The organism is Pseudomonas sp. BIGb0381 (assembly GCF_024809815.1).
In the GTDB taxonomy this organism is placed as follows: Bacteria; Pseudomonadota; Gammaproteobacteria; order Pseudomonadales; family Pseudomonadaceae; genus Aquipseudomonas.
This window is the reverse complement of the sequence record NZ_JANUEN010000010.1, coordinates 124,840-136,833: the sequence shown is the minus strand read 5'-3', so window position 1 is coordinate 136,833 and position 11,994 is coordinate 124,840. Positions and strand designations below refer to the sequence as shown.

Genomic DNA, 11,994 nt, shown 5'->3' with positions numbered 1-11,994 from the left:
TGGTAACCCCTTTTCACCCATGGCTCCGGAGAATCCTATGCCTCTTACACTCGACACTCCCCGCGCTTATGAGATCGGGGACATCAACGATTTGTCGGTTGCGGCCGGCGTGCAAATTTTCGAAGGTTCGGCGGTCGGCATTGTCGCGGCCAACGGCCTTGCGCGACCTCTCGCGGCAGGCGATCTGTTCGTAGGCTTCGCCGATCGCGGCGTCGACAATCGAATCGGTGCCGCTGCAGCAGCGCGTGTGCGTCTTCGCGAAGAGGGCAAAGTTGAACTGCCCGTCACTGCGCTGGCAATCACCGACATCGGCAAACCGGTGTATGCCAGCGACAGCGGCACGTTTCTGCTCACCGCCGCCGGTAACAGCCTTATCGGGCATGTTCACCGGTTCGTGCGCACCGGCGTTGGCATCGTCAAGTTCACCGCCCAGGCCGTCCCTGTCGCGGCGTAACCCATCACTCAATCCGTTCTTTTTTTTGACCGTATCCTTCTTCAGGAGAATCACCCATGGGTGCTGAAGTACTTTCCAGCCGTGCCATCATCGGCATGTTTTACGAACTGCTCGAGCAGAATGTGGGGTCGAACTGGATCGACGCCGTGTCCAACCTGTTCGACTCCGACCAGGCCAAAGAAACCTATCCATGGATCGGCATGGTGCCGACCTTGCGTGAATGGATTGGTGGTCGCCACGCCAAGGGCTTTATCAGCGCTGATCTCGAAATCGAAAACCTGCATTTTGAGGCCACCCTCGAAGTGCTGGTCACCGAGCTGCGCCGCGACAAAACCGGACAGTTGCGCATCCGCCTGGGCGAACTGGCCGACCGCACCAATGCCCACTGGGCGCGACTGCTGTCGGTGCTGTTGCTCAACGGTGAAAGCCAGACCTGCTATGACGGCCAGTACTTCTTCGATACCGACCACGAAGAAGGCCAGAGCGGCGTGCAGTCCAACAAGATCACCACCGACATCTCCGAACTGCCAGCAACACTTCACGGGACGCCCAGTCGGCCGAGCGTTGAGGAGTTTCAGCAGGCAGTTGCCCGGTCGGTCACCCAGTTGACCAGCTTCAAGGATGACCAGGGCGAACCCATCAACGAACTGGCACGCGAGTTTCTGGTGATGGTGCCGTTCAACCTGCTGAGCGTTGCGCAGACGGCGCTCAGCGTGCCGCGCGGTACCAACATCAGCGAGATCGTCATGCCGGACAACGTGGTTGTCCGCGTGGTGGGTAACGTGCGCCTCAACGCCTGGGTCGACAAGTTCGTGACCTTCCGCACGGACGGTCGATTGAAAGCGTTCATCCGTCAGCAAGAGACCGACGTGGCCATGAAGGCCAAGGCCGAAGGCTCGGAGTTCGAGTTCGACAACGATGCCCATCAATACGGTGTCGACACCTGGCGCAATGTGGGTTTTGGGCGCTGGCAGTACGCCGTTCTTAACCAACTGGTGGCGTAAGCCTTTCGGCCTGACACCTCACTGAGGGCATTGATATGCCGAAATACCGTGTGGAACAGACGATCACCCTTTATGGCGGTGAACTGATCCTGAATGCGGCCCAGGCCAGTGCGCGTGCGCACAACCTGGAGCCGGTCGCAAACAAGAAGGGCCGCTACACCATTGTGTCGCCTGTTCAGTTCAAAGCCGGGGAAGTGATTGTGATCCCCGGCGAACCGGACAAGGCGTTGGGGCAGCGGTTGACGAAATTGGACAGGGTCGCAGGAGAGCGCAATGCCGAATAAATCCTACACGGTGCTATCCGGCTCCTTTCGCGGGCCAGATGACAAACTGACCGGTGCGGGGGGCGTGATCGAGTTGCCTGATGACGTGGCCCAGCGCTTTCGCCACCAGTTGGAAGTGTTGGTGGTCGAGCCAGCACCGGCACCTTCCGCTGCAGGTGAGGGCGGACGCAAGCCCGTCAAGGTGAGCCCCGATGCTTGACGAAGATCTCAGGGGCTTCCTTGAGGACTTCGACGTCGGCGGGATGGTTGATGGTCAGCCGTTTCTGGCCGCGCGGGATATGCCGGACGAGATCCACGGTATGGGTGGCACCAACAGCCAGTCCACCGGCTACGAGATCCTGATCATCACCGCCGAGGCCGAGCGCCTGGGCATCGACAACCCCAAACTGATCACCGTCGCCGGCGTGAATTTTCGCGTCCGTGACCGCCGAATGATCGATGACGGCGCCTTTAGCCTGGCCTCCCTCACCAAGGTTTAAGCCTCATGCCCTCGATTCAAGAACGCATCGTCGCAAAGGCGCAGGCGCTGATTTTGGCCGCCGGTACCTTGGCGGCAGACCGGGTGTATCGCAGTCGTACTGAGGCGATCAAACGGGACATGACGCCCGCGATAGTGCTGCGCCCTGACCTTGAAACCTGTGAGCGCGAAAGCGCGGCCGTGGATCGCAACCAGTTCGAGCTGACGGTGGAAATCATCGCCCGGGAGGACACGGTCACAGGTGCTGCCTGGGATCAGGTCGCCGACTTGGTCAAGGTTGCCGTGCATGCGGTCCTGATGGCAGAGGACGCCTTTGAGGAGGCGGATCGGGTGCAGCGCTTCTATATCGACTGGATCGAAGACGAGGGCGACAACACCGCCGGCAACTGCATGGTGCGCTACCGCTTCACCTACCTGTGCAACACCGGCGACCTGACGGCCGGACCTACCTTTTACTGAGGAACACATTATGCAAATCGCATTCGGCAGCGGGTTGTTTTACGCCACTCCGCTGATGGACGCCTATGGCAATGCCATTTCCGCGCCGACCCCCATCCTGCTGGGCATCATGCAAGAAGCATCGGTGGATCTGTCGTTTGATTCCAAGGAACTGTTCGGCAGCGAGCAGTTTGCGGTCGACGCGGCGCGGGGCCAGGGCAAGCTGACGGGCAAGGCAAAGTCCGCCCAGATCAGCCTGCTGCAGTGGAATCAACTGGTGTTCGGGCAGACCCTGACCAGCGGCCAGGTGTTAGTGCATCACTCCACGGAGCCCACAGTGGTGCCGGCAGGGGCCACCATCACCGTGGAGCCTCCAGCGGGCGGGACGCTCTCGGGCGATCTTGGGGTACGGGGCGCCGGTGCGATCCCGTACGTACGGGTACTGAGCGCGCCGGCAGTTGGGCAGTACACCTTTGATGCCGCCACGGGGGAATATGCATTTGCCGCTGCAGACGTGGCCAAGTCGGTGTTCATTGATTACCGCTACGCCGTTACGACGGGTAAAAGCCTGTCGGTGAAAAACCTGCCCATGGGTGACATGCCGGTATTTCAGGGCGAGCTCGTCCTGAAATACAAGGGCAAGACTGTGTACGTGCGCGTGCCGAACTTTGTCAGCAACAAGCTCGGGATCGCCACCAAACAGGACGACTACACCATCCCGGACTTTGAATTCACCGGCTACGCGGATGAGTTCGGAGAGGTGTGCTATTGGAGTGCCAACGAATGACGGTCGTGAATGTTCCCGGCGTTTCGTTCCCGTTTCCAGGGAAAACGCTCGTCATCCCACCCCTGGCGCTGGGGGATCTGGAGCAGCTGCTGGAGCGGATCAACGCGGTGATGGCCGGCAACATGGACCGGGACAGTATCGCGACGGTGATCGATGCCACGCACGCGGCATTGCGTCGGAACTACCCCGACATAGAACGTGCGGAAGTGGCCTCGCTGCTGGATCTTCGCAATATGCGTGAGGCGCTTGATGCGGTTATGAGCGCCTCGGGCCTCGAAGTTACGGAGCCGGCACCGGGGGAAGGCCAGGCCCCTTCGACTGGGGCCAACTCTACGCTCACCTGATCGCCAGTACAGGCCAAAGCCCAGTTACGCTGCGGCGTGATTGGGATATGGTCATGGTAGGCCATATGACCGATTATTGGCGTAGCCATCCACCAGTGCACATCCTTGTTGCCGGATACATGGGCTACAAGCCAAGCCGAGAAGTTACTGATGCACCTGACCTGGCCTGCAACCTAGAAGCAATAGCTGCAGATCTACGGAATGATTTGCCCGATCACCTGCGCAGTGCACTGGACGCCTTTATTGTTTCTGAGTGAGTAGACGGCGTTTCGTCTTGCAGGTAATTTCCTCCATATGACTAAGGAGGGTTCAAAATGCGTTTTATTTTTCTATGTGGTTTTTTGATGATTTCTTCACCTGCGTTTTCAGCAGATGAGTGTGTCGCTCTTACCGATGATAAAAAAAGGCTTGCTTGCTACGATATGAAGTATAAGCCTATCGAAAAGACCGAAAGAGTAGGTAAATGGATTGTGAGCAATGAGGTTTCGAAAGTTGATGATAGTCAGGCCGTATATCTGCAAGTTGTATCAAATGAAAGTATTGAAAAACGCTCTGGCGGTTCTGACACAGCAACGCTGACGCTTCGATGTCAAGAACGTGAAACTTCACTTTTGATCAATTTGGCGGGGGAGTTTTTAGCGGATATTAGTGGGTACGGTGATGTAACTTACCGCATTGATAACCAGAAGGCAGAGACACGAGCATTTACGGCATCTACCAATAACCAATCGCTAGGTCTGTGGTCGGGTAAGAAGGCTATACCCATGATCAAATCTCTGTTGGATCATGACGTTATGTTAGTGAGGGCAACCCCCTATAATCAGTCGCCTGAGACTGTAACATTTCCTATCACCGGACTTAAGGGGGTGATTGAACCTTTGCGAAAGGCCTGTGGATGGTGAATTTTTAAGTGAAAAAAGCCCCGTATTTACGGGGCTTTTTATTGCGTGTTATTTGGTGGGGTTGGTATGGATAGGAACATTGCTTACCAGTTTACGGCTGGCACTCAGGGTTTCGACCGTGCGGTTGAGAGTATTGAGCGCAATATGCGTGACGCTCGCACGACGTTCAGTCGCGAGCTTAGGGCGATCAACACTGAGATGGTCGGCAGTCAAACCCGGCTCGCTCGTTTTGGTCCGGCGGTGAATGAGGCGTTCTCCGGCGTCAGCACCATCATGCGCTCGGGCCTCGGTGGCGTGGCGGCAGGCATTGCGGGTGTGTTCGGTCTGGGCGCGTTCAAGCTTGGTCAGATCGTTAGCGATAGCAAGGACGCGGCGATCCAGCAAGAGGCGGCTTATCGTGGCCTGGAAGCGGTGGCCAATCATGCCGGCGTCGGCATCGGCCGTGCCATGGATGAGGCCAACAAGCTCGCGTCCGATGGCTTGCTCAGCGTCGGTGACGCGGCCAAAGCCCTGCAAAACCTGCTTAGCCGTGGCTACAACGTCGACCAGGCGGTGGCGGTGATCAATCGCTTAAAAGACGCTGCAGCATTCAACCGGCAAGCCAATCTCAGCATGTCGGAGGCTGTGGTGTCGGCCACCGAGGGCTTGAAAAACGAAAACTCGGTGCTGGTGGATAACGCCGGTGTCACGAAAAACGTTGCCAAAATGTGGGACGAGTACGCCAAGAGCATCGGCACCAGTCGTGACAAGTTGTCGGACTCGCAAAAGATCACGGCCGAATACAACGGCATCATGAAAGAGACCGAGGCCCAGGTCGGCAACGCCGCCAAAGCGGCCGATGGGTTGACTGGGAGCCAGGCCGAGCTCGACTCCAAAAGCAACCAGCTGCAGGTCACCATCGGCACCATCCTTGAGCCTGTCTTCATCAGCCTGAACAAGCGGCTTTCGGAGACCGCCAGTTGGTTTAACAACTTGCTGAAAAGCATGACGGGGGTTGGGGTGACCGTTGATGAGGTCGCTGCCAATGTCGCCCGCTACGAACAAATGCTGGCGAATTTTACGGCAGGTCCGCGTGCTGGAGGCAGTAAGGCACCGCTTGAAGCAACACTGGCCGAGGAACGCCTGCTGCTGGAAAACATGCAGTTGGTGTCCAACAAGCTGGAAGAAGTCGACGCGGGTATGCGCTCCCGTTCCGCTCGCATCGAAGAGCAGCGGCGCAAAGTGGCCGAGATGGCCGCGACCGGCAATACAGCCCTGACCAAGGCGCCACAGCAGGGCAGAGTCAGTCCTACGGCTTATGGCATTGAGATCGCCCAACTGACCAAGCTGGAGCAGGCTTACGCGGCAGCCGTCGAACATCGGAAAAAAGTGGTTGAATCCACTACTCCACCAAAAAAGACCGAAGACCCGGTAACCCCTCCAGCTAAGACCGCCTCGCGTGTCAGCCAGTGGGCAGAGGCATTGGACGCGCAAAAGGTCGCTCACGCCCAGCAGCAGGCCGAGCAGGGTACCTTCCTGCAGTTTTCTCAGCAGCAGGAAATGCAGTACTGGCAGGGCATTCTCAAACGTACGGATTTGAGCGCGGCCGAACGCTTGAGTGTTCAGCGCAATTACCTGGCGTCACTGAATGCGTTGCGCCGGCAAGACGAAGGCCAAGCCTTTGCCGATCTGCAGGCCCAGGCGCAGCAGTACCGCAACAATATGGACGCACGCCTGCAGATTGCTCAGCAGACCCTGGAGCGCAGCCGGCAACTCTATGGCCAGGACAGCCAGGAATACCGCAAGGCTGCGGCCGAGGTGGTTGCTGTCGAGCGCGAAAAGCAGCAGCAAATCACCAACATGAAACAGCAGCAGCTGGCTGCCGATCAGCAGGCGCGGCTTACCGATGTTGCCCATGCCGAACAGATGGCCCAGCTGGATCTGCAAGCCAACCTGATCGCCCAAGGCCAACTGTTGCAAGCCCAGGCTGAGTTTGAAAAGCAACGGTATGCGATTGAAGCCCAGGCATTGGCCGAGCGTAAAGCGCTGCTGGAGCAGGATCCTGACCGCAACCCGGTCGCCCTGCAGCAGGTCCAGCAGCAGATCCTGGCGCTGGAGCAAACCCACCGCAACAGCATGGCGGTGATTGGCAGGCAGCAAACCTTCGAGTCGCAAAGCAACTGGACGGGCATGGTCGACAGTCTACGTACCAGTTGGTCTAGCGGGCTTACTGGAATCATCAGCGGCACCATGAGCACTCAGGGCCTGTTGCGCGGGATCTTCACCAGCATCGGGACCGCGTTCGTTGAGAACATGGTCACCAAGCCGTTGATGGCCTGGATGTTCGGTGAGACGGCTAAAACCGGTGCGACGGTGGTGGGTGTTGGCGTTCGAACGGCTGCAGAGGCAGGCGGTGCGGCCATGTCCGTAGCGATCTGGGGCGCAGCCACAATCAAAAACATCATTGCCAGCGCCTGGCAGGCCATGGCCGGTGCCTTTGCAGCCATGTCGGCCATTCCGATCATTGGTCCGATCCTCGGCGCGGCGGCTGCAGTGGCTGCCGGCGCATTCGTATTTGGCTTGGTGAAAAACGTCGCCTCGGCCGAGGGCGGCTATGACATCCCTGCCGGTACCAATCCCGTGACGCAACTCCACGAGCAGGAAATGGTGCTGCCCAAGCAATACGCCAACGTCATCCGCCAGGCAGCCAGTGGAGAGGGGCAGTTGGGAGGGGCCGGTAACAGCTATCACTACCACGACAGCAGCGGCCGGATGTCACCTGCGGATATTCGGCGTGGCGCCCGGGTGCTGGCCGAGGAAATGCAAAAAATGCGGCGCAACGGCGCCATCAAAACTTAGGGGGCGAGATGTCGTTAGGACCTTTTTGGCCGGCGCGCTGGATCGCCAGTTACCCCGATATGGGCGCGGCGGTTGAAGGCGTTCTGCCGCGCCTGCCCGGGCAAACCCTGCTTTCAAAAAAGGCGCCTGAGTGGAGTACTGGTGTGCAGAAAGCTGCCAGTGGTCGACGCCGGACAACGGCGTACTACCCGGCACCGCTGTGGTCTTTCCAACTGAGCTACAACGCCGTGCGCAAGCGCCCAGGCTTGGATGAATGGTCGAGGCTGATTGAGTTCTTTAATCAGCGCAAAGGGCAATTCGGCGAGTTCCTGTTCTTCGACCGCAGTGATCACCTGGTAACGCTTCAGCGCTTTGGCACCGGGGACGGCACCACGCGAACATTTCAGCTTTCCCGGGAGATCGGTCACTGGGTGGAGCCGGTGTACGGCGTCGTCAATGTGGACGTCGTCACTGTCAGTAGTGCTCCTACTTCAGCCTTCACTGTGGATGAGTTGGGGCGCATCACCTTTACGGTGGCCCCACCCATCAATGCGGCGCTGGTGTGGAGTGGGGCGTTTTACTTTCGCTGTGCTTTCGAGGCCGATTCGCTCGACGGGGCTCAGCCTTATCGCGCGATCTGGGAACTCAAAAACATCGCGTTCTCGAGTATCAAACCATGATTGATGCCACACCTGAACTGAAAGCTTTTCTGGCCACGGCGCGCAGTTTCGTCATGGCGGATCTGTACACGATTGCCCTAGCCAGCGGCCAGGTGCTGCGTTACACCGATGCGGGTTTGCAGATTTTTTATGGCGGACAGAACTACTCGGCCAGCGGGCCCCTGATCAAGCGCACCGGCGTGCGTGCGGTGCGCGGGATTGAGGTCGACACGTTGAATGTGACCTTTACCGCCGGCATGGACGACACGGTGTTCGGTGAGCCCTTGCTGCCATTCATTGCCGGCGGCGGTTTTGACGGGGCCACGCTGAACCTTGTGCGAGCGTTCATGGCGGACTGGCGGTCGCCCGTGGTGGGCACGGTCACACGTTTTATCGGGCGTGTCGCCGAGGTGGATCCTGCCGACCGCGAGCAGGCGACGGTGACGGTGAAATCGCCGATCGAGCTGCTGGATACCAAGGTGCCCCGGGGCGTCTATCAGCCCTCCTGCCTGCGCACGGTGTACAGCGCCGATTGCGGAGTGAATCGCGCCCTGTTTGAAACTGTGGGTGTGGTCCAGGGCGCCAGCACGGCCCTGCGTGTGAACTCCAATGTGCCCGCCTCTCAGGGTTGGTTCGACCAAGGCGTGATTCGTTTTGTGAACGGTGCCAACGCGGGAGTGACAAGAACCGTACGCCGTTTCACGGCAGATGGCGCCGTGACGATGATCCTGGGACTGCCAGGTGTGCCAGTGGCGGGTGATCAGTTTCTGATTTACCCGGGTTGCCCACGGACGCTGGATGCCTGCACCAACAAATTCGGCAACCGAGCGCGGTACCGAGGGATGCCGTTCATTCCCGTTGCGGAGACATCGGTATGAGCCCGTTCGAAGTGCTGCAGCGTGATGCCGTGATCGCGCAGGCCGAGCGCTGGTTGTGCACGCCGTACCAGCACCGGCAGCACCTGCTAGGTGTTGGTGTTGACTGCGCCTGGTTGCTGATTGAGGTGTATCACGCCGCCGGGTTGATTCCCTCGATCGATCCCGGGGCTTATGCCCAGGACTGGCACCTGCATCGCAGTGAGGAGCGTTATCTGGGCTGGCTGGAGTTGTATGGCCGGCAGATCGATACGCCACAGCGTGGCGATGTTGCGGTCTGGAAATTCGGCCGCACCTTCAGCCACGGCGCGGTGGTGGTCGATGAGCACCGCATCATTCACGCCTATCGGGACATCGGCGTCGAGTTTGCAGACATGCGCGAGGAGCGGCTCTCCAGCCACACCGTGCGTTATTACACACTTAACCGATATGGAGTCAGCGATGGGGGGCAGCAGTAGTACTATTTCCAACAGTGCAACGCGCATCAACGCTCTGCAGATCCAGAGCAGTGCGAGTGGCAAACCGATCGCCTGGATCGCCGGCCGCAATCGCATCAGCCCTAACCTCATTTATTACAGTGACTTTGAAGCGGTCGCCAAAACCACGACGAAAAAGTCGGGGGGTAAAGGCGGGGGCGGCGCTACTCAAAAAGACACGACCTATACCTACTACGCGGCCATCATTTTGGCCGTCGGGCGAGGCCCGCTGGGTGCGATTCACCGCGTATTTCGTGACAAAGAGGTGTTTTCCTCACTGGCGCAGATTGGCTTGAACTATGCCAATGGCACTCATGATCAGGCGGTGTGGGGGTTTCTTCAGACTCGTCACCCGGCTGAGGCCATTGCCTATTCCGATACGGCCTACGTGTTTTCCAGCAGGTACCTGCTCAACGATAACGCCGGCGTCCAGAATCATACCTTTGAGGTGGACGGTCGTTATCAAGTGCCCGGGCTGCCGGATGCCAACCCGGGCGATTTCCTGCCCGGGTTGTTGCTCGATCCGTTGGACGGAATCGGTTTTACCCCGGCATGGGTCGCGGATATGTCGAACTACCGCAACTATTGCTTGGCGGAAAACTTACTATTGAGTCCGGTACTCGACGAGCAGTCGCCGGCGAATGAGGCGATCGCGCGCTGGTTGCAACTGACCAACAGCGAGATGGTGTGGTCCGCTGGTCAACTCAAGGTGATCCCCTACGGCGATCAGGCCGTCACGGGCAATGGCGTGACGTGGTTTCCGAACATCACGCCAGTGGCGGATCTGACCGATGACGATTTTCTTTCTGAGGACGGTGAGCCTCCGGTCTCGCTCAAGATCAAGAGCCAGGCCGACAGCTACAACGAAGTGTCGCTGGAGATCCTCGATCGCGACCATGAGTACAACACCGACGTGGTGCGTGCGCCTGATCAGGCTGCCATTGAGCAGTTTGGCTCCAAGCCGATGGACACTATCAAGGCGTACGAGATCTGCAATATCGCCATTGGAGCCCATGCGGCGCAGCTGTTGGTGCAACGCAAGCTGTATGTGCGCAATGAATACGAGTTCTCCCTCGGTTGGCAGCATGTGCTCCTCGAGCCTATGGACCTGGTCACGATCACTGAGCCTGGCTTGAACCTACACCAGCGCCTGGTCCGGCTGATTTCGGTTGAGGAGGACGAGCTGGGTAAGTTGGCGATTGTGGCCGAGGACGCGTTGCTGGGTGTCGGCAGCGCCCCCAACTATCCAGTGCAGAGCAAAAGCGGTTATCAGGGCAATCAGAACGTCGCGCCTGGTCCTGTTCTGGCGCCCATCATGTTCAACCCACCCGAGAGCTTGCTGCCCGCCGGCACATTGCAGATCTGGGGCGGTGTTGCCGGTGTGGGTGAAGCCTGGGGCGGTTGTGAGATCTGGATCAGTGCTGATGGCGACAGCTACCGGTTAGCGGAGACGATTTACGGCAGGGCGCGCATGGGGCAACTGACGACGGCGCTGGCCGCTGGAAGCGATCCCGATACGGTCAACACCTTGTCGGTGCAACTGGCAGCCGCGACCGAACTGGCAGCCGCCACTACTGCAGAGGCGGACAGTGGTGCCACGCTGTGTTGGGTGGCCGGTGAGCTGCTGAGTTACCGCGACGCAGTGCTCACCGGCGTCGGAGGGTATGAGCTGAGCTATCTGAGACGCGGGCGTCTGAGCACGGCCATCTCCAGTCACTCGGCCGGTTCACCCTTTGTGCGGTTGGATGATGCGGTCTGGAAGTACAGCTACACATCCGATCAGGTCGGCAAGACTGTTTGGGTCAAGTTCCGCTCATTTAACGTGTTCGGTCGGGCGCTTGAGGATCTAGCGGATGTCACGGCCTACAGCGTCACGTTATCGCCTGCCCGGGTAGCCCCCGATTCCGCGCAGAGTCTTGCCCTGGTGGGGGCCTTCGAGGCGCCGTACTTCACCGTCAGCTGGGTGGCCGGAGCTCGTGCCGAGGATCGCTTGGTACGTGTTCGTCACGCGGGCAGTAATGCCCTCCTGCGAGAGGTGGCGACCACCAGCACGGCATTCACGTACCAGCGTGAAGATGCGCTGGTGGATGGCGCGCTCATTCGCAGCTATCGGGTGGAGGTCATCGAGCGCAACGCTGCAGGCCAGGCTCAGTTGGTGTCGTTGTTGGTCACCAATACGGCGCCGGCGCCCGTTACGGGAACCGCCGCCACGGTCACTGGCACCACCGCGGATGTCAGCTGCGCCGCCAGTGCAGCTGCAGACGCCGCCGGCTATGTGTTTGTGTATTCGACAGAGGAGGACTTTGATCCGGCAACCGAAGGAACGGTCGGGTATCAAGGCGTATCACGCACCGGCCAGATCACGGGACTGACGCCAGACACCACGTATTACCTCTGCGCTGCAGCGTACGACACCTGGAGCAGTGTACGCAGTCAACTCAACTTCGCCCCGGCGATCACCTTCAACACCTGATAG

General features: G+C 59.1%; 15 protein-coding genes. All 15 read left to right on the top strand.

Annotated features, from left to right (window positions below; translation table 11 throughout):
- The first annotated feature begins 37 nt into the window (after window positions 1-37).
- The gene (locus M2397_RS23895) at window positions 38-454 is read left to right on the top strand and encodes a hypothetical protein (protein WP_259244553.1); all 417 of its coding nucleotides are present in this window, start codon (window positions 38-40) and stop codon (window positions 452-454) included.
- 56 nt (window positions 455-510) lie between these two features.
- Window positions 511-1,458, top strand: coding sequence for a Mu-like prophage major head subunit gpT family protein (locus tag M2397_RS23890; RefSeq protein WP_065927361.1), 948 nt, complete (start codon window positions 511-513; stop codon window positions 1,456-1,458).
- A gap of 35 nt (window positions 1,459-1,493) precedes the next feature.
- On the top strand, window positions 1,494-1,742 hold the full coding sequence (locus M2397_RS23885) for a hypothetical protein (protein WP_259244552.1): 249 nt from the start codon (window positions 1,494-1,496) through the stop codon (window positions 1,740-1,742).
- Entirely contained in the window at window positions 1,732-1,941 is a 210-nt protein-coding gene (locus M2397_RS23880) for a hypothetical protein (RefSeq protein WP_231808685.1), read from the top strand. Before M2397_RS23885 ends, M2397_RS23880 begins: the two co-directional genes overlap by 11 nt.
- Entirely contained in the window at window positions 1,934-2,221 is a 288-nt protein-coding gene (locus M2397_RS23875; protein ID WP_053130790.1) for a hypothetical protein, read from the top strand. Before M2397_RS23880 ends, M2397_RS23875 begins: the two co-directional genes overlap by 8 nt.
- A 5-nt stretch (window positions 2,222-2,226) precedes the next feature.
- Window positions 2,227-2,679 (top strand): hypothetical protein, encoded by a 453-nt coding sequence (locus tag M2397_RS23870; RefSeq protein ID WP_090407981.1) that lies wholly within the window; start codon window positions 2,227-2,229, stop codon window positions 2,677-2,679.
- Window positions 2,680-2,689: 10 nt separating this feature from the next.
- A complete protein-coding gene (locus tag M2397_RS23865) occupies window positions 2,690-3,445 on the top strand; it encodes a hypothetical protein (RefSeq protein WP_259244550.1) in 756 nt (251 codons plus the stop codon).
- The gene (locus tag M2397_RS23860; RefSeq protein ID WP_206361341.1) at window positions 3,442-3,789 is read left to right on the top strand and encodes a hypothetical protein; all 348 of its coding nucleotides are present in this window, start codon (window positions 3,442-3,444) and stop codon (window positions 3,787-3,789) included. The genes M2397_RS23865 and M2397_RS23860 overlap by 4 nt, the downstream gene beginning before the upstream one ends.
- A 65-nt stretch (window positions 3,790-3,854) precedes the next feature.
- Window positions 3,855-4,046, top strand: coding sequence for a hypothetical protein (locus M2397_RS23855; RefSeq protein WP_259244549.1), 192 nt, complete (start codon window positions 3,855-3,857; stop codon window positions 4,044-4,046).
- A gap of 57 nt (window positions 4,047-4,103) precedes the next feature.
- Complete coding sequence (locus M2397_RS23850; protein ID WP_259244548.1) at window positions 4,104-4,691, top strand: type VI secretion protein; 588 nt, start codon at window positions 4,104-4,106, stop codon at window positions 4,689-4,691.
- A gap of 144 nt (window positions 4,692-4,835) precedes the next feature.
- Window positions 4,836-7,529 carry a hypothetical protein gene (locus tag M2397_RS23845; RefSeq protein ID WP_259244547.1) on the top strand — a complete coding sequence of 898 codons (2,694 nt, stop codon included), beginning with the start codon at window positions 4,836-4,838 and terminating at the stop codon, window positions 7,527-7,529.
- An 8-nt stretch (window positions 7,530-7,537) separates the two neighbouring features.
- Window positions 7,538-8,188, top strand: coding sequence for a DUF2460 domain-containing protein (locus tag M2397_RS23840; RefSeq protein WP_259244546.1), 651 nt, complete (start codon window positions 7,538-7,540; stop codon window positions 8,186-8,188).
- Window positions 8,185-9,045, top strand: coding sequence for a DUF2163 domain-containing protein (locus M2397_RS23835; RefSeq protein ID WP_259244545.1), 861 nt, complete (start codon window positions 8,185-8,187; stop codon window positions 9,043-9,045). Before M2397_RS23840 ends, M2397_RS23835 begins: the two co-directional genes overlap by 4 nt.
- Window positions 9,042-9,500: an NlpC/P60 family protein gene (locus M2397_RS23830; RefSeq protein ID WP_259244544.1), complete on the top strand. Its 459-nt coding sequence runs from the start codon at window positions 9,042-9,044 to the stop codon at window positions 9,498-9,500. The genes M2397_RS23835 and M2397_RS23830 overlap by 4 nt, the downstream gene beginning before the upstream one ends.
- Entirely contained in the window at window positions 9,484-11,991 is a 2,508-nt protein-coding gene (locus M2397_RS23825) for a phage tail protein (RefSeq protein WP_259244543.1), read from the top strand. The genes M2397_RS23830 and M2397_RS23825 overlap by 17 nt, the downstream gene beginning before the upstream one ends.
- The last annotated feature ends 3 nt before the right edge of the window (window positions 11,992-11,994 follow it).

What these genes read in the sequence shown, in the direction of transcription:
- M2397_RS23840 (WP_259244546.1), top strand. Translation starts at nt 7,538, where the DNA reads ATGTCGTTAGGACCTTTTTGGCCGGCGCGCTGGATCGCCAGTTACCCC.
- M2397_RS23880 (WP_231808685.1), top strand. Translation starts at nt 1,732, where the DNA reads ATGCCGAATAAATCCTACACGGTGCTATCCGGCTCCTTTCGCGGGCCA.
- M2397_RS23825 (WP_259244543.1), top strand. Translation starts at nt 9,484, where the DNA reads ATGGGGGGCAGCAGTAGTACTATTTCCAACAGTGCAACGCGCATCAAC.
- M2397_RS23845 (WP_259244547.1), top strand. Translation starts at nt 4,836, where the DNA reads ATGCGTGACGCTCGCACGACGTTCAGTCGCGAGCTTAGGGCGATCAAC.
- M2397_RS23870 (WP_090407981.1), top strand. Translation starts at nt 2,227, where the DNA reads ATGCCCTCGATTCAAGAACGCATCGTCGCAAAGGCGCAGGCGCTGATT.
- M2397_RS23860 (WP_206361341.1), top strand. Translation starts at nt 3,442, where the DNA reads ATGACGGTCGTGAATGTTCCCGGCGTTTCGTTCCCGTTTCCAGGGAAA.
- M2397_RS23835 (WP_259244545.1), top strand. Translation starts at nt 8,185, where the DNA reads ATGATTGATGCCACACCTGAACTGAAAGCTTTTCTGGCCACGGCGCGC.
- M2397_RS23875 (WP_053130790.1), top strand. Translation starts at nt 1,934, where the DNA reads ATGCTTGACGAAGATCTCAGGGGCTTCCTTGAGGACTTCGACGTCGGC.
- M2397_RS23895 (WP_259244553.1), top strand. Translation starts at nt 38, where the DNA reads ATGCCTCTTACACTCGACACTCCCCGCGCTTATGAGATCGGGGACATC.
- M2397_RS23865 (WP_259244550.1), top strand. Translation starts at nt 2,690, where the DNA reads ATGCAAATCGCATTCGGCAGCGGGTTGTTTTACGCCACTCCGCTGATG.
- M2397_RS23885 (WP_259244552.1), top strand. Translation starts at nt 1,494, where the DNA reads ATGCCGAAATACCGTGTGGAACAGACGATCACCCTTTATGGCGGTGAA.
- M2397_RS23890 (WP_065927361.1), top strand. Translation starts at nt 511, where the DNA reads ATGGGTGCTGAAGTACTTTCCAGCCGTGCCATCATCGGCATGTTTTAC.
- M2397_RS23830 (WP_259244544.1), top strand. Translation starts at nt 9,042, where the DNA reads ATGAGCCCGTTCGAAGTGCTGCAGCGTGATGCCGTGATCGCGCAGGCC.
- M2397_RS23855 (WP_259244549.1), top strand. Translation starts at nt 3,855, where the DNA reads ATGACCGATTATTGGCGTAGCCATCCACCAGTGCACATCCTTGTTGCC.
- M2397_RS23850 (WP_259244548.1), top strand. Translation starts at nt 4,104, where the DNA reads ATGCGTTTTATTTTTCTATGTGGTTTTTTGATGATTTCTTCACCTGCG.